Origin of the sequence: Proteus faecis, from assembly GCF_030286765.1 — a bacterium.
GTDB lineage: Bacteria > Pseudomonadota > Gammaproteobacteria > Enterobacterales > Enterobacteriaceae > Proteus > Proteus faecis.
Genome location: NZ_JASVWV010000005.1, coordinates 16,246 through 38,841 on the forward strand (window position 1 = coordinate 16,246; position 22,596 = coordinate 38,841).

20 protein-coding genes are annotated in these 22,596 nt (G+C 38.5%); 3 read left to right on the forward strand and 17 right to left on the reverse strand.

Features of this window, described 5'->3' with window-relative positions; genetic code table 11:
* The 5 genes from ubiE to udp all read right to left on the reverse strand — a co-directional run bounded on the left by ubiE (nt 1) and on the right by udp (nt 4,561).
* Nucleotides 1–756, reverse strand: a complete 756-nt coding sequence (gene ubiE, locus QSH13_RS08435) for a bifunctional demethylmenaquinone methyltransferase/2-methoxy-6-polyprenyl-1,4-benzoquinol methylase UbiE (protein WP_006535554.1) — start codon at nt 754–756, stop codon at nt 1–3.
* An 83-nt stretch (nt 757–839) separates the two neighbouring features.
* The gene (gene rmuC / locus QSH13_RS08440; protein ID WP_109406847.1) at nt 840–2,180 is read right to left on the reverse strand and encodes a DNA recombination protein RmuC; all 1,341 of its coding nucleotides are present in this window, start codon (nt 2,178–2,180) and stop codon (nt 840–842) included.
* Nucleotides 2,181–2,282: 102 nt separating this feature from the next.
* Nucleotides 2,283–2,813 (reverse strand): DedA family protein, encoded by a 531-nt coding sequence (locus QSH13_RS08445; RefSeq protein WP_109396785.1) that lies wholly within the window; start codon nt 2,811–2,813, stop codon nt 2,283–2,285.
* 59 nt (nt 2,814–2,872) lie between these two features.
* Nucleotides 2,873–3,655, reverse strand: a complete 783-nt coding sequence (locus QSH13_RS08450; RefSeq protein WP_109396784.1) for a tyrosine-protein phosphatase — start codon at nt 3,653–3,655, stop codon at nt 2,873–2,875.
* Between the two features lie 147 nt (nt 3,656–3,802).
* Nucleotides 3,803–4,561, reverse strand: coding sequence for a uridine phosphorylase (gene udp / locus QSH13_RS08455; RefSeq protein WP_023583501.1), 759 nt, complete (start codon nt 4,559–4,561; stop codon nt 3,803–3,805).
* A 703-nt stretch (nt 4,562–5,264) separates the two neighbouring features.
* Between udp and QSH13_RS08460 the strand changes: the two genes are divergently transcribed.
* Nucleotides 5,265–5,657, forward strand: coding sequence for a YidB family protein (locus tag QSH13_RS08460; protein WP_109396783.1), 393 nt, complete (start codon nt 5,265–5,267; stop codon nt 5,655–5,657).
* Between the two features lie 79 nt (nt 5,658–5,736).
* On the opposite strand, the gene QSH13_RS08465 is transcribed toward QSH13_RS08460, so the two are convergent.
* Together QSH13_RS08465 and metE are read right to left on the reverse strand one after the other, a co-directional pair.
* Nucleotides 5,737–6,564 carry a hypothetical protein gene (locus QSH13_RS08465; protein ID WP_109396782.1) on the reverse strand — a complete coding sequence of 276 codons (828 nt, stop codon included), beginning with the start codon at nt 6,562–6,564 and terminating at the stop codon, nt 5,737–5,739.
* A 175-nt stretch (nt 6,565–6,739) separates the two neighbouring features.
* Nucleotides 6,740–9,013: a 5-methyltetrahydropteroyltriglutamate--homocysteine S-methyltransferase gene (metE, locus tag QSH13_RS08470; RefSeq protein WP_109406848.1), complete on the reverse strand. Its 2,274-nt coding sequence runs from the start codon at nt 9,011–9,013 to the stop codon at nt 6,740–6,742.
* Nucleotides 9,014–9,120: 107 nt separating this feature from the next.
* On the opposite strand from metE, the gene metR reads away from it, so the two are divergent.
* Entirely contained in the window at nt 9,121–10,074 is a 954-nt protein-coding gene (metR, locus tag QSH13_RS08475) for an HTH-type transcriptional regulator MetR (RefSeq protein ID WP_109396780.1), read from the forward strand.
* Here the strand turns inward: metR and QSH13_RS08480 are convergent.
* The 6 genes from QSH13_RS08480 to QSH13_RS08505 form a co-directional block, all read right to left on the reverse strand.
* The gene (locus QSH13_RS08480; RefSeq protein ID WP_109396779.1) at nt 9,989–10,861 is read right to left on the reverse strand and encodes a carboxylate/amino acid/amine transporter; all 873 of its coding nucleotides are present in this window, start codon (nt 10,859–10,861) and stop codon (nt 9,989–9,991) included. The two genes, metR and QSH13_RS08480, sit on opposite strands and share 86 nt — an antisense overlap.
* A gap of 2 nt (nt 10,862–10,863) precedes the next feature.
* Nucleotides 10,864–12,513 (reverse strand): Na+/H+ antiporter, encoded by a 1,650-nt coding sequence (locus QSH13_RS08485; protein ID WP_072064506.1) that lies wholly within the window; start codon nt 12,511–12,513, stop codon nt 10,864–10,866.
* A 399-nt stretch (nt 12,514–12,912) separates the two neighbouring features.
* Nucleotides 12,913–13,416 carry a GNAT family N-acetyltransferase gene (locus QSH13_RS08490; RefSeq protein WP_109396778.1) on the reverse strand — a complete coding sequence of 168 codons (504 nt, stop codon included), beginning with the start codon at nt 13,414–13,416 and terminating at the stop codon, nt 12,913–12,915.
* Between the two features lie 127 nt (nt 13,417–13,543).
* Nucleotides 13,544–14,890 (reverse strand): NCS2 family permease, encoded by a 1,347-nt coding sequence (locus QSH13_RS08495; RefSeq protein WP_109406849.1) that lies wholly within the window; start codon nt 14,888–14,890, stop codon nt 13,544–13,546.
* Between the two features lie 744 nt (nt 14,891–15,634).
* The gene (locus tag QSH13_RS08500) at nt 15,635–16,822 is read right to left on the reverse strand and encodes an MFS transporter (RefSeq protein ID WP_109396777.1); all 1,188 of its coding nucleotides are present in this window, start codon (nt 16,820–16,822) and stop codon (nt 15,635–15,637) included.
* A 200-nt stretch (nt 16,823–17,022) separates the two neighbouring features.
* Complete coding sequence (locus tag QSH13_RS08505; RefSeq protein WP_196544152.1) at nt 17,023–17,769, reverse strand: sulfite exporter TauE/SafE family protein; 747 nt, start codon at nt 17,767–17,769, stop codon at nt 17,023–17,025.
* 185 nt (nt 17,770–17,954) lie between these two features.
* On the opposite strand from QSH13_RS08505, the gene QSH13_RS08510 reads away from it, so the two are divergent.
* Nucleotides 17,955–18,533, forward strand: a complete 579-nt coding sequence (locus tag QSH13_RS08510; RefSeq protein WP_069368071.1) for a helix-turn-helix domain-containing protein — start codon at nt 17,955–17,957, stop codon at nt 18,531–18,533.
* A 52-nt stretch (nt 18,534–18,585) separates the two neighbouring features.
* Here the strand turns inward: QSH13_RS08510 and ilvN are convergent, their stop codons facing one another.
* From ilvN to QSH13_RS08530, 4 genes are all read right to left on the reverse strand, one after another.
* Complete coding sequence (ilvN, locus tag QSH13_RS08515) at nt 18,586–18,870, reverse strand: acetolactate synthase small subunit (protein WP_023583512.1); 285 nt, start codon at nt 18,868–18,870, stop codon at nt 18,586–18,588.
* 3 nt (nt 18,871–18,873) lie between these two features.
* Nucleotides 18,874–20,571, reverse strand: coding sequence for an acetolactate synthase large subunit (gene ilvB / locus QSH13_RS08520; RefSeq protein ID WP_109396775.1), 1,698 nt, complete (start codon nt 20,569–20,571; stop codon nt 18,874–18,876).
* A 108-nt stretch (nt 20,572–20,679) separates the two neighbouring features.
* Nucleotides 20,680–20,778, reverse strand: a complete 99-nt coding sequence (gene ivbL, locus QSH13_RS08525; RefSeq protein ID WP_071788573.1) for an ilvB operon leader peptide IvbL — start codon at nt 20,776–20,778, stop codon at nt 20,680–20,682.
* 243 nt (nt 20,779–21,021) lie between these two features.
* Nucleotides 21,022–22,533, reverse strand: coding sequence for a YfcC family protein (locus tag QSH13_RS08530; RefSeq protein WP_109396774.1), 1,512 nt, complete (start codon nt 22,531–22,533; stop codon nt 21,022–21,024).
* Nucleotides 22,534–22,596 lie beyond the last annotated feature (63 nt).

Here is a 22,596-nt window from a genome sequence, read left to right on the forward strand (position 1 = left end):
TCAGAATTTAAATCCTTTGTGTAAGGCAACTATACCTCCAGTCATATTGGTATAGGTAACTTGATCAAATCCCGCTTCTTCCATCATACCTTTTAGCGTCTCTTGGTCAGGATGCATGCGAATTGATTCTGTTAAATAACGGTAACTTTCAGCATCATTCACAATCACTTGACCAATTTTCGGTAGGATATGAAAAGAGTAAGCGTCATAAATCTTGCTTAAAGGTTCAAGTACAGGTTTAGAAAATTCCAGCACCAGCAGGCGTCCACCTGGCTTTAATACACGGAACATTGAACGTAAAGCTTTTGCTTTATCGGTCACATTACGTAAGCCAAAGGAGATAGTGATGCAATCAAAATGATTATCAGGGAAAGGTAATTCTTCAGCATTCGCTTGTACATAGTTAACATTACCCACAATACCGTGATCGCGTAGCTTTTCACGTCCCATTTTCAACATTGAGTCATTAATATCAGCTAAAACAACTTCCCCATTTTCGCCCACAAGACGAGAGAATTTAGCCGTTAAATCACCCGTACCACCAGCAAGATCAAGAACACGTTGGTTACGTCTTACACCACTAGCTTCAATGGTATAACGTTTCCAAATCCGGTGAACACCAAATGACATCAAGTCATTCATTAAATCATACTTAGACGCGACAGAGTGAAAAACCCTTGCAACCATGGTTTGTTTATCATCTTTGTCAACGGTTTGGAAACCAAAATCTGTTGTTTCCTTTGTTTGTTGAGTCATATTATTTGCCCGCTAATTAATCAAAATTTAGTAAGTTCAGTACTGGTCGTTTTCAGAAGCCTTTATCTCTTTATTTTATCAAATCAATCAGATGCTGATTTTTCAATGAGATCATTATCAATCGTTTTTTTTATCTCAACCCCTAAGGATTTAAAGCCTTCCGCTTGACTGATAAGATTTCCACGACCTTCAGAGAGTTTTTTCATTGCTAATAAGTAGCCAGACTGCGCTTTTTGAATACTGTTTCCCAGCCCTTGCATATCATCAACGAAAAGTCTTAATTTGTCATACATTTTAGCCGCTCTGTCTGCAATTTCTTGTGCGTTTTGGCTCTGATATTCATAACGCCACAATGCAGCTATTGTACGTAAAGCAACAAGTAAAGTAGATGGCCCCACTAACATAATATTGTTTTTCAATGCTTCTTCTAGCAAGTCTGGAGAATGACCAATTGCAACAAGATAAGCGGGCTCAATAGGTATAAACATTAAAACATAGTCTAAAGACGTTACACCCGGTAGTTTATGATAATCTTTTACACTCAATCCTTTAATATGCGCTTTAATTGAGTTCACATGCGCATAAAGCGCTTGTTTACGTTCATTATCGTTATCACTACTAAAATACTTTTCATATGCCACCAGCGACATTTTAGCGTCGATAATAACATCTCTGCCATGAGGTAGATGCACTATTACATCAGGTTGATAGCGACTACCATTTTCATGTCGAATACTTACCTGTGTTTCAAACTCATGGCCTTCACGTAATCCCGAAGACTCTAATATACGTGCTAATACCGTTTCGCCCCAGTTACCTTGAACTTTATTATCCCCTTTTAGGGCATTAGTTAAGTTAACCGCTTCTTGTGCCATTTTTACATTCAATTGTTGGAGCTGACGAATTTCATGAACCAAAGTATGTCGCTCTCTAGCTTCTTGCCCAAAACCATCTTGAACTTGTCGTCGAAAGCTTTCGAGTTGTTCACGAAATGGTGAAAGTAAATGTGTTAATCCTTGGCGATTTAACTCTTCAGCTTTACGCCCACTCTGTTCGAAAATACGATTAGCTAAGTTCTCAAACTGTGTAGCAAGCCGTTGTTCGCTATTCATTAATAATCGCTGTTTTTCCTCTGCGGATATTCGGCTTTCTTCCCAACGAGTTGTCACTTCTCTTAATTCAGCTTCTTGAGAAGTAATAATTTCTCTCTGAGTGCGTAATTCTTGCTCAAGCTGTTCTATATGTTGTTGTAAAGAGGGGATAATCACCGCTTTTTCTTGGGCGATAGCAAGCTGCGTATAATTTTCACGTAGCATGGTTTCTTTATCGGATAAACGTTGTTGAACAGACCACCACACCAGCGCGCCACCAACAAGTACCCCACCTAATAAACCAATGATCCCATATAACAACTGAATATCCACTAAAGTGACCTTTTTACTTTCCAGCGGGCTACGTTAAAACGCATAGGTAATATTGTCTAGCAACAATTTATATCATGACTTGATTTGCGATAAAGGACGCAGTTATCCCATCCATTTGGCAAGCCATTGCAAACCAAAAGCACCGGGTGCCAAAATACCAAAAGCCCAAATCATGGCTGATGTAAAATTAGCCATTTGAAAATAACGTTGTGGCATTGCACAAATACCCGCCACTAACGGAACAATTGCACGAAAAGGCCCAAAAAATCGCCCAATAAACACCCCCCAAATTCCCCAACGATTAAAGAATTGATGACCTCTAACCAATGTTTGTGGTGAGCGTGAAATTGGCCACAAATTTCTCACTCCTTCTTTATAGTGAAATCCTATCCAATACGATACCCAATCACCAAAGAAAGCTCCTAATGCAGCAGCAAGCCAAATCGGCCAGAAAAACAGACCACTCTCACCGATTAAGGCGCCTAATCCCAATAAAATAACCGTGGCAGGAATAAGCAATGAGATAAACGCGAGTGATTCACCAAAAGCAAGAAAAAACACGATTGGAATCGCCCAAATTTCGTGCTCTTTTACAAAGAGAGTGATGGTATGAATAATATCTTGTACTGTCAAAATAGAGGGCCTTATATTCGGTTAACCTAAATAATATTAACCGAATATAAATTACTTTATTATTCGAGAAAATAATTTTGTAGGGCATCTCGGCTAGAAGCATCTAAACCGATATCTTTTTCTAGCCAAGTATCAACATTACCATAATGCTGATTAATACTGGCCAATGCCGTTTGCAAAAACTCTTCTTGTACTGAATAAACATAGGCAAATTTATCAACAATGTTATCACTCATTGTTTTGGCATGTTCTTCTAAAAGATAAGCGCGATAAGGCGCTAATGTTTCATTAGTAAGCAAATAATCTTCCATCACCACATCTAAAGATGCTCCAAGAGCAAATAACACTAAAGCAGAGCCAACACCTGTTCTGTCTTTGCCTACCGCACAGTGTTGCACAACGCCCCCTTTTTCAGGTTGCTTTAATAACGTAGCTAATTGTTTATAGGCAGGATTATTAATAGGTAATAATTTATATAACTGAAACATAAAGGCTTTAGCATCAAATTGCTCAAGTATTTCAGGTGTCAACTTTTCAAGGTTTGCAGAAACTTCTTTGGATAATGGGTTTGCAGGAGCATGATAATATTGTGCTCCCTCCCAGACTCGGTCTGGTTTATCAACGATTTCCCCACTATCACGATAATCAATGATTTGAAAAAGATTTTTATCAATGAGCAGAGATTGGTCTGTATTGGTTAATCTATCCAGTGAGCCAGAGCGAAAGAGCATTCCGGGTCTAATCACACCACCATTACTCAACTTTTTACCGCCTAGATCACGAAAGTTAATTCCGCCAACTAAAGGCAACACCGAAGGATGTGTTTGTAAGATATCAGTCATAATGCCTCTTCTCATTGTTGTATTGTTAAGACCTTAAAGACCTTAACAGAAATCATTGTCTGTTAATACATTAACGTGATGAATTACCATACAAAAAAGCCCTTAATACCTAGGTATTAAGGGCTTTCATAATTGATTAAAAAAAACTTATTTCATTAAAATACGAGCGGCTTCGATAACAATACCGAGTGCATTATTTTCAGTTTTCTTCAGTAATTCCGCATCTGGAATTTCTTGTTGAGTACGGTTTACGATAACACCTGCAACCATACCTGCGCGTAAACCTTGGCTTGCACACATTGTCAGTAATGTTGCTGATTCCATTTCATAGTTCATTACGCCCATTTCTTGCCACTCTTTCATAGAGCCTTTGAAACGACGAACAACGCGACCTGTATAGGTGTCGTAACGTTCCTGTCCTGGGTAGAATGTATCTGAAGATGCTGTAACACCTACATGTACAGTTGAGCCATTGTCTTTAGCCGCTTTGTACAGTGCGTTCATACATTCAAAATCAGAAACAGCTGGGAATTCCATTGGTGCGAAATGTAAGCTTGCACCATCTAAACGAACCGCCGCCGTAGTCACAAGAATATCACCTACATTGATATGTTCTTGAATTGCACCGGTTGTACCAATACGTAAGAAAGTGCGGATACCTAGCTGTGCTAATTCTTCAACTGCGATAGAGGTAGATGGACCACCGATACCTGTTGAGCAAACAATAACAGCTTTGCCATCAATTTCGCCACGCCACGACGTGTATTCACGTAAAGAAGCCAGATGAACTGGGTTATCCATTAATTTTGCAATTTTTTCAACACGCTTAGGATCACCTGGAACAATTGCTAAAGTGGCACCCTGTAGGTCATTTTTGGTTAAACCTAAGTGAAATACATCAGACATATCGGACTCCTCAATGGGACAAAACCAATGATCATTAAATTAAGACTTACTTTATCAGCTTTACAGACCTTTTTAGTGACCAATATCACCTACAAGGTTCCAAACAAAGTAATAATTTCATAAAATTGTGATTATTATCACGAAATGTGACGTTCGAAATACATTCTCAGCAAATACACTACCAATATTTGCTCACTTCAATCATTCAAGATAGTCATGCATCCATCCTAATCAATCAGTATAGATGCAATAAACATCTTATCGAATATAAATACCCAAATACCAAATATATACTCTAAATAATTCAGTATGTGACTAGTGCGTATGAACGCCGTCAACAACGGCGATTAATTAAAAGTCGACGAGTAGGTACTCTAAATAATTCAAGATGTCGCTAGGCGACAAGTGAATGAGTCGCTAGGAGCATACAGTCGTATGTGACTAGTGCGAATGAACGAAGTCAACAACGCGATTAATTAAAAGTCGACGAGTAGATACTCTAAATAATTCAAGATGTCGCTAGGCGACAAGTGAATGAGTCGCTAGGAGCATACAGTAGTATGTGACTAGTGCGAATGAACGAAGTCAACAACGCGACAGCTTGAAGTATGACGAGTAACTTGAAGTATAACGAGTATAACGCGTACACTACCCGCCCTTAAAAAACATCTAATGTGACAAACACATCGTCACTGGAGTGAATATGAGCTTATTTAACCAAATTGCGAACCTATTAGGTGGCGAAAAAATCAATCAATATAAAACTGTCCTTGAGTGGATTGGATCTCAAGGGGGTATTGAAGGCTTAATAAAGCAATTTGATGCAGCGGGTTTAAGTGAGCTTATTCAATCTTGGATAAGCACAAATACAAATTTACCTATCAGTGCTGAACAAATCGTAGCCGTTTTTTCATTACCTGTTATTAACGAACTTGCGTCAAAAATTAATTTAAATGCGACAGAAGCGTCTGAAATGGCGGCACAATATCTACCTAAATTAATTGATAAAGTCACACCAGATGGCGTTGTACCTAAAGACTTAGATTTAGTCAGTGCGGGGATGGATATTTTAAAAGCAAAAATTTTCGGTGGCTAAATAAGCAGATCGTCTTAATGCGTTTTCCCTTACATCCCAATAAGAGAAAACGCATCACTATCTTAATAATTGAAACGAATTACAGCAAACCTTCTTCAATCAACGCTTCATGAAAACGTTGCTTCTCTTCAGGTGTTGCCTGAATACGCTCTAAAGGTACATCCAGAGCATAAGGGATATTCTGTTGTGGTGAATAAACGGCTAATACGTAGGTATTTCCATTTTGCTCAATCACAATAGGAGGTGTTTTCTTATTCCCTGAATAAGCAATACGAATATCTTTACCATCTAAATTAAGATGATAAGTGGCAATAAATTGCTTATTACTCACAACCATTTTTGCAGGAACAGCGATTAATTTTAAAGGTTGCGTTCCCACTGATAATAATGCTTTTCTCACTTTACTTGTCAGTATTTGACGATAAATAAAAAATATCACACAAAAACCAAATAATCCGACAAAAATAATCGTGCTAATTAAACGAAGCCAAATATTATCTATCGCCACATCAACAGTCATTTTACTTAGATCATTTGCATCAGCGACAGGTTCAACTAACACATCTTTAGGACCTAAATCTAAAAAAGTAAAATTACGCGAAACTTCATTGCCTTTATAATTTAAATCAACACTACAGTTAGTAAGAACAAAGAGTTGAGAACGACAAGAACCTTTAACTGTGGCATCAACAGGAACTGCATTCTCACTAATTTTATAGTCATAAAGAATATTCGGAATTTGGTAAGCACTAAATATCGTCAGTACCAACATGGTGATCACTAAAAACAAGGAGCGAAATAGTCCACCATCTCCTCTTAGTGGAACTAATTTCAAAGGTCGAGTTGGAAAAGCATCTAATACTTTATCCGAAAGTTGAATGCTCGTTTGCACAATAATTATATCCATAAAAAATAGAGAGTTTTCGCAGTATAGCAACTCTCAAAAATATCAATAATAAGATTTTCTCTAAGTTTTAATTTATACCTATCCTTTTCGTTTTATATAGAATTAACCTGTTATCTTAATTAGTCATTTAGCAAAATAAGACAATATAGATAACAGGCTAATCAGTAATTAATGATTATGCGTTTTGACGTAAATATTTAGCAGCTTCAACCATATTTGCTAATGCTGCGCGTGTTTCAGTCCAGCCTCGTGTTTTTAATCCACAGTCTGGATTTACCCATAAACGCTCTGCAGGAATACGTGATTGCGCTTTTCTTAATAATCCAACAATCCATTCCACATTAGGCACATTAGGTGAGTGAATATCGTAAACTCCTGGCCCAATTTCATTTGGATAATCAAAATGCTCGAAAGCTTCTAACAGCTCCATATCTGAACGTGATGTCTCAATAGTAATAACATCTGCATCCAAAGCCGCAATAGATCCCATGATGTCATTAAATTCGCAATAACACATATGTGTGTGGATTTGTGTTTCATCATCAGCAATCGCAGCACTTAATTTAAAAGCATCCACTGCCCAATCAAGATAAGCCTGCCACTCATTACGACGTAATGGTAATCCTTCACGTAATGCTGGCTCATCAATTTGAATAATACCAATACCTGCTTTTTGCAAATCATCCACTTCATCACGTAGTGCTAACGCGATCTGTTTTGCAATCGTTTCACGCGTCACATCTTCACGAGGGAAAGACCAACATAGAATTGTCACGGGGCCTGTTAACATGCCTTTGACTGGCTTTTCCGTTAACGACTGCGCGTAAGTTGCCCAATCCACGGTAATGGGGGCTGGGCGACTAATGTCACCAATAATCACAGGTGGTTTTACACAACGTGAACCATAGCTTTGTACCCAGCCATTTTGTGTAAATACATAACCATCAAAATGCTCACCGAAATACTCCACCATGTCATTACGTTCTGCTTCACCATGAACTAATACATCAAGGCCAAGGTTTTCTTGTTCAGATATTGCCTGCTTAATATGTTCACTAATATTTGTACGATAAGCAGCCGTATCGATACGCCCTTTCTTAAAATCTAAACGGACAGTACGAATTTCAGTTGTTTGTGGGAATGAGCCAATCGTAGTGGTTGGCCATAATGGCAAATTAAACCGTGCACGTTGTACTTCTGCGCGTTGGGTATAAGGTGAATGTCTTTCACTATCTTGCGCTTCAATTGCCTGTAAACGAGCTGCAACTTTTGCATTATGTACACGAGTCGAGTGCTGACGTTGACGAATTGGTGCACTGTACTGTGCTAGTTGTTCATCATACTCACCTTCTGGTGCATTCAATGCCTTAGCTAACAGAGCGACTTCTTCACATTTCTGAACAGCAAAAGCGAACCAGCTTTTTACTTCATCATCAAGTTTCGTCTCTGCATTCAAATCAATTGGGCTATGTAGTAATGAACAGGATGTTCCGATCCACAAGGAACGTTTATCTTTTAGCGCAATCACTTGCTGATAACGTTCACTTAAATCTGCTTTCCAAACATTTCGACCATTAATGGCACCCAATGACAACACCCAATCATTAGGTAATACTTGATGTAAGTGTTGCAAATCATCTCGCCCTGCTGAAATATCAACATGAAGCCCATTAACAGGTAAGTTTTTAATAATATCAAGATGATGAGAAATACCATCAAAATAGGTCGTCAGCAGTAATTTAACTTGTCCCGTTAATGCCTGATAAGCTGTTTGATACGCATTTTGCCATTCAACAGGTAAATCCAGTACCAAAGCCGGCTCATCAATTTGTACCCACTCAATACCTTTCTCTTTTAAGGCATTAAGAACTTGTTGATAGATAGGGAGAATTTCTTTTAAAAGCGTTAATCTATCAAATTCAGGCCCTTTCACTTTGCCTAACCAAAGATAAGTCACAGGCCCCAGTAACACTGGTTTTATTTTATGACCAAGAGCTAATGCTTCATCCACTTCATCTAATAACTCTTTCCATGCAAAGGTAAATGATTGACCTTGTTGGAATTCCGGTACGATATAGTGATAATTAGTATTAAACCATTTCGTCATTTCAGATGCCGCAACAGGTTTACCTGTCGGTGCTCTACCTCGAGCCACTCTAAATAAAGTATCAAGATCGAGTGTGCCATCTTCATTACGATGACGGGGAGGTACGTTACCTAACAGTAAGCTAGTTCCTAAAACTTGGTCATACCAAGCAAAATCACCAACAGGGAGTAATTCAACACCCGCATCGGCTTGTTGTTGCCAATGACGAGCACGAAGCTCTTTACCCACAGCCACCAACTCTTCCTGTGAAATCTTACCTGCCCAATAATTTTCTTGCGCCTTTTTTAGCTCTCTGTTTAAGCCAATACGAGGGAAACCTAATGTGTGATTACGAATGGTCATAATAAAAAATCCTATTTTTAGCCGTCTAGATGTTTACACATCCATAATCTACAGGTAGTGTATAAATCACAAGCGCAAATTTTTCATTAACAACCTGAAGGTTTCTCATGATAGAAATAAAACACTTAAAAACGATATTGGCACTAAAGCACACCGGCTCCCTTGCCAATGCAGCAAATCAGTTGCATCAAACACAATCAGCCCTTTCGCATCAATTCAGTGAATTAGAGCATCGTCTTGGTTATCGAATTTTTGTGCGTAAAAGCCAACCACTGCGTTTCACCCCACAAGGAGATGTGTTGGTTAAATTAGCAGAAGAAGTATTGCCTATCGTTCGTAGAGCGCTCGATACATGTAATGAACCGGGGAGTGTGAATTTGAACATTGCTATTGAATGCCACAGTTGTATTCAATGGTTAACGCCTGCATTACAGCAATATCGCCAAACATGGCCTGAAGTGACTGTCGATTTTCATTCCGGGGTAACGTTTGATCCACAACCAGCATTATTACAGCGTGAATTAGATGTTGTGCTGACATCAGATATTTCAGATGATCCTCGTTTGCACTACACACCGCTGTTTGACTATGAAGTAAAATTGGTTTTATCTCCAGATCATCCTCTTGCTAATCGCTTACATATTCAGCCACAAGATTTAATTGCAGAAACTTTATTTATTTATCCCGTACAAAGAGAGCGCTTTGATGTATGGCGCCATTTTTTACAACCAGCGGGGATCACTCCAAATTTTAAACATGTTGATAATACGCTGTTGTTAATTCAAATGGTTGCAGCCGGTATGGGAATTGCTGCATTACCTCATTGGGCTGTTGAGAATTTTGAAAAACAAGGATTAGTAGTTACAAAAACATTAGGTGAGGGATTATGGAGCCGATTATATGCTGCTAACCGTCTTGGAGAGCAACATCAACCGGCAATCAGAGAGTTTATTCGCTTATCAGGCCAACATGCGGTTAACAATCTTCCTTTTGTAAAGCAGGTCGGCGTATCCAGCGTCGATGGATCCAAAGTGATGCAACGATCAGGCTCGCGCCTATGATGAAACTTGGCCAATTTGGATGTTGCTGCCAAATAGAAAAATTCACTAATAATCCTGCTGGAACCATCATGTTATTCATAATAGCTAAGGTTCCAGCATCAACTTGTGTGGCACCATAGTTCCACATGAAATACCCTATTCCAGAAGCCCCCACTCCTAACCAGAGTAAAACACCCCATTGTAGTGATGTTGTTGGCATTTTCTGCCAATCGGCAAAACACAATGCTCCAACTAATGAAACCACAACAGCACCAAGATAAAACCAAGAAAATGCATGATGTTGTGGAATAGGATGCACTTCCATTAATCGTTTATAACCCACTTGACCAATAGCAAAGAAAATATTCGCTAATTGAACTAATAACAACCCATACCAAAAATCATCACTTAAATGATCATAACGAATGATTGCCGCACCTAATACCGCTAATAATGAGCTAAATGCATAACCCCAACGTAATTTCTGACGCTCTAATAAATCATAAATTAACGTGACATAAAGCGGTGTTAATACAGTAAAAAGTAAAAATTCTGCAACAGTCAAATAGTTATAAGCGTGGAAGACGAAGAGATACATAATGCCGAGTTGGCAAGCTCCCACAAGCATATAAAGCAAAATCACCTTAAAGCGGATCCCCTTCCAACGTAAGAAAGGTAAAAAGACCAAAGCCGCCAAAGAAACGCGTATCAGGACAGAGAGCCAGCTATCAACCTGACCCGCGAGATACTCGCCGATCAGGCTAAAAGAGGCTGCCCATAGTAGTGTTGTAATAACAAGCAACCACATAATTAACTATCTTTCTCTACTAACAATGCTTCCATTAAATCCAACTCATGTAGCAATAATTGGAGTGTTTCATTACTGATTTTTCTCGTCGCTCTTAAATGGTATAGTTCACCACGTTCAGCACGTAATGCCGTTAAACGAAAACGTCTTTCGAGATCTTCCTCTAACGCGTTATGGAGCATCTCATCTTGATCCGCAGTACGACGTCTTAAATATCCCGTAACACGAGAAGCAACCTCATTAATTTCTTCCGCATCCAACTGCTCTTCAGTACTTGCAGCTAAGCGCTCTTCCATTTTATTCAGGCTGACAATTGCCACTTCTGCCATCACTTTCCGTGCATAGCGAACTTCATTTTTATCTGCTTCTTTATCAGTTGTCTTCACGCCTTTTAATAGGAAAGGAAGTGAAATGATACCGACTAAAATCGACAGTAAAATAACACCAGCAGCAATAAAGATAATTTGATAACGTCCTGGGAAAGTGCTGCCATCAGTTAAAAAGAGTGGAATAGAAAGCGCACCTGCAAGCGTAATAGCACCACGAACACCTGCAAATGACGATAACCACAACTCACGCGTTGTATAATTAGCAAAATCAAGTGGATGCTTTTTCATAAAGATCCGGCTAGTTTTCTTCATTAGCCATAACCACGTAAATCGCAGAAGTAGCAGTGCAAAGTAGATAACGAAAACTGCCGCAAACAGCATCCAGACTTCAACTTCTGGGTCAAGATCTGCTTGAATAACAGAGCTCGTCCAAATAATAGGAAGCTGTAAGCCTAGCATGATAAAGACAAGGCCGTTAAAGACAAATTCAAGCATTGACCACACGCTATCAGCACGTAAGCGCATCGCAAGAGGCGCATTCCGGATAACGCCAGATTTACTGATAGTCATACCGGCGGCAACAGCCGCTAAAATACCAGAAAAACCAATATGTTCGGCAATAAGGTAAGAGGCAAAAGGTAACAACAACATAAAGACGATTTGTGTAGCTGGGTCGTCTCCGCTCCAACGACTCATCAATCGTAAAGATTTACTGTAAATTAAGGTGACACCGATACCTGCCAGTAATCCACCTATGGCAACTTTGAAAAACTCAAGGGTTGCACCACCAACAGTAAACACCATCGTGCCCATAGCCACAGCAACCGCAAATTTCAAGGCCACCAGACCCGAAGCATCATTCATTAATGCTTCACCTTCTAAGATACCCATTATTCGCTTAGGTATTCGCCCTTTACCGACAATAGAAGAGAGTGCGACCGCGTCCGTTGGCGAAAGTACTGCCGCCAACGCAAATGCCGAGATAAGAGGGATACTTGGCATCATCCAATAAATCAGGTAACCGATACCCACAACGGTCACCATGACTAAAACAAGCACGAGAATAAAAATCTCACGCCCATTTTGGATAAATTCTCGTGTCGGTGTTTTCCAACCATCAACAAACAGTAAAGGTGGGATCAATAGAACGAGGAATAATTCAGGATCAAAAGTGACATGTAAACCAAACTGAGGCCATGCCAATAAAGCCCCTATCACAATCTGTATTAATGGTAACGGAACACGAAAGGGAATTAATTTTGTGATAACTCCCGAAACTGAAACCACCAGTATTAAAATCAAAATAGTAAAGAAAATTTCCATGTTACCCTTACATGCCTATTTTTATCCTGAAACCAGCCATTTTCCCCTGATAAACGGGAAACCTACCGAACGATAAAGAAACGTATTATGTAAAATTCGCGCATCGTACCTTTCTTTATCTATGTATCTATGCTTATTTTAAACTGAACCCACATAGACTCTGTGAGAATATTTAAAAATTAAGATTAATCGTATCTAACACCGCACATTGTACACAATTTATTGCTCTCTATTTATTAACGGCATTAATTCTAGAAAGCATACGTTTTTATTTCTCTTTTTCAGTCTAAGCAATGTAATAGACCGTATAAAAACGTAAAACGTTAAGTAATTAAATAAAAAATCATAGATAAATAACAATTACGATTAAATTTGAGAGCTAACCCGTAATGCTAATGATTATTCAATTGTTCTTAACATCGACATCATAACAACATCACAATATTTACCGTCTCTAAAAGCCGCTTTACGGCGTACACCTTCAACTTCAAAACCTAGTTTCTTATACAGATGCAAACCTCTTTCGTTGTCTGAATACACTTCTAATTCTAATCGTGTGGCAGCTAACCAATTGAAAGCATAATCAATTGCTGTCTTGATAAGTAATTTACCAACACCTTTTCCTGAGTATTCAGCGCCAACACCAATACCAAAACTTACAACATGGCGACGACGAGGGTGATTATCGATTATCAGAGCTAGATGCCCCACCACTTGATCATCAATAGTTGCAACAAAATTAGGAATATTTTGCTCTGAAAATTCAAGTAATCTTTTTTTCCACATCGTGACTGAAGGATAAGGAAATTGGCAAGTGCAAATATATAAATCGGGATGAGTATATAGCTGTTGAATTGCTAATGCGTCGTCAAGTTCGCCATGGCGTATTTTTATTTCTTGCATATATTCTACCAAAAATTTAATCACTAGGCTTAATTTCGACAATAGCGAATAAAAGTAGATAAATAAATAGCAAAAAGGCGGAATAAAAATATATTCCGCCTTTTGTCTTTAAAACCGATTATTTAAATTAAATTGCCCACTCACCCGCATAAAATGCCACTAGAGCAATAGTAATTAAGACTGTACCAATATTGAGTTTACGCCATTCACCTGCAAATATACGACCAATAACCAAACAGCCGAAACCTAACATAATACCGGTGACAATATTACACGTTAAAACAATAAATACAGCGCACACCATGCCTGACATTGCATCAACAAAATCACTAAAATCTAACTTAGTAACATTACCTAGCATCAATAAACCGACATACATTAATGCTGGCGCCGTTGCGTAAGCGGGAACTAAATAAGAGAGAGGCGATAAGAAAAGGATCAATAAAAATAAAATACCAACTACTGTGGCGGTTAATCCAGTTTTACCACCAGCAGCTGTTCCTGCGGCTGATTCAACATAAACCGCAGCAGGTGCTGCGCCAATAATGCCCGCAAAAATGCTACTCACAGAGTCAGAAGTCAGCGCTTTTCCGCCATTAATAATTTGCCCACGTTTATCTAATAAATTTGCTTGACCTGCAACAGCACGAATAGTCCCAGTGGCATCAAAAATAGCCGTCATTACTAACGCAAGAACACTCGGTAATACTAAAGGTTGTAAGGCACCTTTAATATCCATCGCAAACAATAAAGAAAGTCCATCCTCACCCAATTGAGGCATTTTAAAGATCCCTTGATATTTCACATTAGGATCAAAAATAAGACCAATAATCGAAATAGCCACAATCACTAATAGCACGCCACCGGGTACTTTACGTTTTTCTAATCCGAAAATAGCGGCTAACCCAGCGAGTGACATCAGAACAGAAAATGACGTAAATTTCCCCATAGCGACAGGTAAACCATCAAATGGGTTTTTAACCACTAATCCAACACTGTTTGCTGCAATTAAAAGCAGAAAAAGCCCGATCCCTATTCCCGCACCATGCGCAATCCCTATTGGAATATTTTTTAAGATCCAAGTACGAATGCCTGTTAATGAGAAAACGGTAAATAAACATCCCATTAAAAATACGGCACCTAATGCAACGGGTACAGAGATATTTTGTCCCAAGACCAAGCTAAAAGCGGTAAATGCTGTTAAGGAAATAGCACAACCAATTGCCATAGGAAGATTTGCCCACAAACCCATTAGAAGAGAGCCCAATCCCGCGACTAAACAGGTTGCAATAAAAACCGCTGTATGTGGAAAACCGGCTTGCCCTAACATACTAGGAACAACAATCACGGAGTACACCATAGCTAGAAATGTCGTCAAACCTGCGATCATTTCTTTGCGAACAGTTGTGCCACGTGCTGTAAGTTTAAAATAGCTATCCAGTTTACCTGTGCTTGCTGATTGATTAGCAGACATTACATTCCTCTGACATAAAAACGGTTCACTCTCCAAAAAACGAAAACGATTACGTATCAATTAGAATAGCCTCTTATTGATAAATAATCTTAAGAGGGAGTCAAAAAGCAAACGTTTGGTTTTTCGTGTGGATTGAGTGAGAGAATTTGACGCAAACGATTATCTGGTGATTTTAGGGTAAGAATCAAGTGAAAAAATACATTTTTAATAAAAATGTCATAAAAAGATAGTTTAAAGTTAGAAAAACAGAAAAAGAGGAAAGCAGTTACCTACTTTCCTCATTATTCTACTTTTGTACAATTATCTAATATCATACTTATCTCACAGTAGAAAACATCTTAATCAATTGTTTTTATTGAATTTATATTACTCATTACGATGACTAGGTATATCTATCTATTATTAGTAACTTTAATAAGTTACTTAGATAAATAATACCTCCCGTTCCCAATGTGTGGCGATTAATGATTTGCAGTATTCATTATTTTTATCTGAAGATAAGCTTATCTTCTACTTCTAACGTTAGATGAATAAATGCTGTTTTAGCAAACCGTTTTCTGTTTTGTATAAGCATTTCTAGATTATTCTTAATAAATTTTAAAATAAGCGAAATTACGAAAGATAATTATAACCATTTATAGAAAACAAGAAGATAAGATCTTAATATTTAGAAATCGAGAAAAGAAAGGCTTCCTCTATCGCACTCCTATCTTCTAAATAGAATACGATAGAGAAGAAATAACATTAAGATGGGCTATTATTGAGTGTTTTAACCCCTTGGTTCCAACGTTCCATCGTTGAAACTAAGAATAAACCCGTCATAGCAACCAATAAGAATGGTAGTGAAGATGATGAAATTTCAGACATCGCCCCCGCCAGCAAAGGCCCTGCTAAATTACCAATCCCCCATAACATCGCAGCTGATGCATTAGCGACCATCAGATCATTACCTGAGAAGTATTGCCCAATTTGTACCAACGCAATGGTGTATATCGCACCGGCTGTTGCACCTAATACCAGTAATAAAGGCCAAATCAAAAATGTATGGGACATCATGATAGGTAGTAATAAGCTTGCTAGTAAAGTCACTACACCGCAAACTCGATATAACCGCGTTCTGTTCATATGATCAGCAAGCCAACCAAATGGCATTTGCATAATGGCATCACCCGCTAAAATAGCGCTTATCATCATTGCCGCAATAGCTTCAGTATGCCCTACACTTAAGCCATAAATAGGAAACATTGAAAGCACGGTGCCATCAAAAAAAGCAAAGAAAACAATTCCACCACAGATTGCTGGCGCAACTTTAACAAAGTGGATAATAGAAAAATTAGGCTCTTGCGTATCTTTTGGTAGTTTATCTCCGGTTTTCTGATCCATCATTAAAAATAGAACAATAGAGATAATATGAATAAAAACACTAATTAAAATCGGTGTCTTATCTGCAACCCCATACAACGCAATAATTGAAGGTCCTAATAACTGACTAATCGTAAATACCGTGGTATATACCGCTAAAATCCGCCCACGTTTATTATCTGGTGAAAGCTCATTAATCCATGTTTCTCCTAAACAAATCATCACACCACTGGCAATACCCGTGATTAATCGTAAAGGAAATAGCAACTCTAGAGGTAAACTTCCCATTAAGGGTAATAAACTTATTGCAGAAATAATGGTTGCTAATAGCATGGCAAAGCGTTTACCGATCCATTGGACAATACGCCGAGCAAAGGGGGAAATAATTAACATTCCAATAGCGGGTGCTGCGGAAATAAGCCCAATAATAGACTCATTAATACCCACTAAATTAAGGCGCAGTGCCACCATAGGAATAGTTAATCCGATAACAATTCCGATAACCCCAATGCTTACCGTGATAGTTGTTATCGCAAAAACTTCAGATTGGCGATAATTTTGATGTGACATGTTGTTTTGTTTCTGCAAATAACAGAAACCTCTGTAATAAAAGGAAGGTGGTTAAATAAAATATTGTTGTATTATAGGGGATAAGAAATAGATAAACATGCTTAAAAAGTAATGTTAATTAGAGAAAGATCTCCATTTGACTGTCGAAGATCTTTGCCTTTCACAATATTCTCACTTCATCGTTATTTATCCTACAACGCTTAAGAAAAATAACGATAGATAAGCACACTACCTGATGCCAATACAATGGTATAAATCACACTCATAAATCGTGCTTTTGACATCCGTAATGTTAAATTTCGCCCTAACCATACACCAGCAAACATAGCAGGTAAGAAAATAACGGCTAACTTAAGGAGTGCCAATTGCCAATAAATACCTGCAAATAAGAAGATAACCACTCGCGTAAGTGTGCTAAAGCCAATCAATGTCGTTTGTGTAATGCGAAACTTGTTTTTATCTGCAATTCTACCTGATAAATAGATCGCATATAAAAAGCCACCACTGCCAAACAACGCACTAAACACACCACCAATTAACCCAAAAGGATACACTAAGCGTTGAGAAAATTGGCTTTCTTGTTTTTTCCAAAACAGAGCATAAATTGCATAACAAGTGGCAAAGATGCCTAAAAGAAGAGAGAGTAAATCCGGTCGTGTGGTTAATAAAATTGTTGCTCCGACAAGGCTCCCAATAATAATAAGCGGGATAAGATAGCGTATCTCTTTAAAATCAGCCTGTTTACCATCTCTTAAAACATTCACTATGGCGGCACTTAAATCGATTAATGCTAATAAAGGCACTATCATTGAAAGAGGTAAATAGAGTGCTAATACAGGACCCGCAATTAACGCTGAGCCAAACCCAGCCATACCGAAAATAACATAAGCAAAGAATAAGGTAAGTAGGCAAATAAAAAGATCAGACCAACTGAGCAAGTCCATCATAATAAAACCTTGAATAATTATCATTTAATGAAGGATATTAGCGTAATTATTAAAACTCGAACAGTGATCGTAAGACTATTCACAAAATACAGCAGAAACAGGATCTCATTTTTCCGAATACGATTATTTAGTGTTATTATCTAATCGGAATAACACTTTTAAACTAACGATATTTTGAATTGGCAATGAACCCACAACCTCCTAAAAAAACAAATGAATACCTTGGTAATAAAGTCAAACAATTAAGACAATCTCGAAATTTATCACTTAATGAGTTATCAAGAAAATCGGGAATATCCAAGGCTGCATTGTCAAAATTAGAATCGGGTGATTCTAATCCTAGAATCGATACCTTAGAGGCTATCGCAATAGCACTTGGCTTTCCTTTGGGAGATTTATTTAGTTTTACACGTGAAGAGTACCCTCGTTTAGAACGACATAAACCTATCGTTGGTGATTATGCCCAAGAGTTTAAATTTCGTATTGGCATCGGCAATATTACTGAAATTTGGCATATCGAAATGAAGCATGGCGCGATCATCAATAGCCCTGCCCACGCTGATGGCACCCAAGAACATATCATGGTCTATTCTGGTAAATTGATGATGCGTTTTGATAATGACGAAACTGTCTTACTAGAAACAGGTGATTTTTATGCTTTTCACGGTAATGCCCCTCACTCGTATATCTGTGTTGAAGGACATTTGCGTGCCTCTGTGATTATGTCTAGCCCAAATCAACAGCATTATCATCACCGCCCTTAAGCGATATTATTGGCTCTCTCAATTAGTGAGGCGAGCCAATAATATAAAGCGATTAATTTAAATAACTTTCCATTTGCTCAAAAACACGTAAATCGTCGCTGAATCTCACTTCTTTTACGTCTTCAAGCTTTTCCACCTGACTCACCATTTGCATAAGGCGATCATCTTTTTGCACTAAGAGCCAAATACGGCTTTTATCACTGTTTTTCATTGGTAAACACAAAATACCATCGACGTTAAATGCACGGCGAGCAAATAGCCCACAAATATGGGTCATAACACCGGGATGGTTGCGAACAATCAATTCCAGTGCGATAGGTTGTGATTGGTGTGACATAAATTAAGCTCCTATCATCTCAATATTTGCCGCCCCTGGCGGTACCATTGGAAATACTTTTTCATGAATATCAATCATTACATGAATTAAACACGGACCTGGTTTTTCAATTGCTGCTTTTAATGCGCTCGCAGGATCCGCTTCTTGATTTAAGTCACAGGTATCTAAACCAAAACCTTGTGCAATACGAATAAAATCTGTTTGATAAGGGTAAGCAGCAGCATAAATACGCTCTTCAAAAAATAGCGTTTGTTGCTGGTGAACCAGCCCCAATGCTTGATTATTTATCAAAATAATTTTGATATCTAATTGGTGCTCAGCCGCCGTAGCAAATTCTTGAATATTCATCATAATGCTACCATCCCCCGAGAAACAGAGAATTTTCTTACTTGGCTCAGCTAATGCGGCACCAATCGCTGCCGGTAAACCAAATCCCATCGTACCTAACCCCCCCGATGTTAACCATTGTCGAGGTCGATTTAGCGGATATGCCTGTGCTACCCACATCTGATGTTGTCCAACATCTGTTGTAATAATGGCATCATCATCAACACAGTTTGCAGCTGCTAAGACAATGCCATAGCCACTTAGAATATTTTCAGAATTTTTCATCTCTAATGGATATTCTTGTTTCAATGTCGTAACACGATCTATCCATTCACTACGCTTGTTTGTATTAATCAATGGTAATAACAGTGATAACACTGATTTCGCATCAGCGTGAATCGCGATATCTGGGCGTTTGATCTTGCTAATTTCAGCGCGATCGATATCAACATGAATAATTTTGGCATTAGGGCAAAACTTCTCTGCTTTACCAATGGCGCGATCGTCAAATCTCGCTCCTAATACAATCAACAGATCCGCTTCTTCTAAAATAAAATTGGTGCTACGCGTCGCATGCATACCCAACATCCCCAAATACAGCGGATGCGAAGGTGGCATTAATCCTAACCCCATTAAGGTCATCGTTGTGGGCAGATTATTTTTCTCTGCTAATTCAATTGCTTCTTTACATGCTTCAGAGCTAATGATCCCCCCACCTAAATATAAAACGGGATTTTTAGCCTGATTAATCATTTGCGCCGCTTGTATCACTAAATCAGTATTAAATGTGGGAACAGGATCTTTTTGTGGAATAGGTGGTAACGCTTCTAATGTAATTGTAGCTTGCTGAATATCTTTAGGTACGTCAACCCATACAGGTCCCGGTCTTCCTGACATCGCTAAACGAAACGCATCACAAATAATTTCAGGTAACTCAGCAATATCACGAACTAAATAATTATGTTTCGTGATTGGAATAGACATGCCATAGGTATCAACTTCTTGGAAAGCATCAGTTCCAATCATTGCTGAAGAAACCTGACCTGTAATACAAACTAAAGGAATTGAATCAAGCTTAGCATCGGCAATCGCTGTCACTAAGTTTGTTGCACCCGGCCCGCTCGATGCAATACAAACAGCAGGTTTACCATTTGCACGAGCAATACCTTGTGCGATAAATCCTGCGCCTTGTTCATGGCGAGTTAAGATATGTCGAATAGATTTACTTTGACTTAATGCATCATACAAAGGGAGAGCAGCCCCACCGGGGATCCCTGCAACTGTGGTAATGCCTTGCCGTTCCAGTAAATAAACGATTAATTGCGCACCAGTAAACGTTCTACTTGTTGTGGCGGTTTCTTGTTGATCACCCATTTTTATCTGTCCTTTGTTCTAAGCCGGACTTGATGGGCAGGTAGAAAAGAAAAACCCCGCCCGGTTAGTTCGCCGGCGGGGTTTCGAAACTGTGTTGATTCGGACCCGTTACGGCGCTTTGCCGACGACCACCACCACACGCACGACAACCACAGCCGCGATATGCGCTGTTAGTCGTAGGCTTTGTAGTAGAGTAGTGATGATCATGGGTTACCTATCAATTAATTTAATGATGTGTTTACGTGTTATCTGTATTTAAAAAAACATAACTTCTACAAATTAACAACCTTTTTTTTCGGTTTATTTTTTACCACCACTAAAAACGAGAGCTAGATCACTTCTAGTGAAAATCAAAAAACGCCCCTGATTGCAGCATAAAAAACCAGATTAATTTCATATGACAGAATAACCCAAAAATTCCTTTCTCAACGTAAACACATCGATTCTATTTTATAAAAAAGCAACTTGAACCAATAATAGTGTTGCCGAAAGGACAAACATAAATATCACCATCGGCATAATAAATTTAAGCCATTTGTTATAGGAGATATCTAACATTTGTAATGTCGCTAACACCAATCCCGTTGGTGCTAAGAACAACATAATATATTGTCCCCAGTTATATGCTGATACCACCATATAACGAGGAACACCGACTGCATCGGCTAATGGTGCCATAATTGGCATCGCCAAAACCGCAAGACCTGAAGAGGAAGGAACAATAAAACCTAAACAAATAAAGACAACGAGTTGTGCTAATAAGAATAGGCTCGGTGGCATTCCTGCAACTATATGAGACATAAATTCAAGAATAGTATCAGCAATCTTACCTTGTTCCATCACAAGGTTAACACCACGCGCTAAACCAATAATTAATGAAACACCAACTAATTCAGATGCTCCGTGAATAAATCCATCAATGGCTGTTTTTTCTTTTAGTCCCGATAGGAAAATTATGATGATTGCGATAGCAAGGAAAAGAGCCGCCATTTGTGGAAACCACCAGCCCATGTCCATAACACCCCAAACCATAATAGGAAAAGCAGCAACAAATAAGCAGAGGATCACTTTACGACGCCACGAAAATTCTAATATCTCATTAGGATCGTAATTACTCAAAAAGCGCTGTTTAAAACTTTCGGCATTTTCATAGTTGTAAGAGAAAGTTGGATCTTTTTTGATCTTCTTGCAATACCAATATAAATAAACCAAAACCCCCAACGTACCAATCACCAATCCAATAGTACGAAATCCGATCCCTTCAATAAAACTGATCCCGGAAGCATTTGATGCAATAACAACTGAGAAAGGATTTACAGTTGAGAATCCTGCCCCCATTGAAGAGGCAAGGAAAATAGCCCCAACACACACAATAGCGTCATAACCTAAGATTAAGAATATTGGTACTAATATGGGATAGAAAGCAACAGCTTCTTCTTCAATCCCACAGCTTGTCCCACCTATAGATAATATAATCGTGACCCCAAACACGACTAAAAACTCTTTACCTTTAGTTCGATTCGCGAGTGCTGTTAAACCCGCATTGAATGCACCAGTTTGATTTACAACCCCAATAAGTCCCCCTAAGACAAGAATGAAAACAATAACATCTGCCCCTTCTATTGTCCCTTTCACCATACTTTCGGTAATATCCATTATTCCTTTAGGTTGCTGTGCTACACGCTCATAGGTTCCGGGTATCGCTATGGGTTTTTTAATTGTCCCATCAGTAAATTTATTAATCTCAATAGAGACATTTAAATCATTCAATGTCGCCTGAGTTGCTGGTAACACTTCATGAGAACCATCTATTTTTGCAACCACTAATGATGGCTCTGCTGAGTTATAACTTAATCGTTGATATTCGCCAGCTGGAATTATCCACGTTAAGCCAACCACAATTACTGTAATGGCAAATAAAATAGTAAATGCGGTCGGAAACGCAAACTTTTTAAGTTTCATAAGCGTCCTCGACTTAAATAAGAGGCTACTCTGCCAATAGAAATAATATCTATTTGGCAGAGT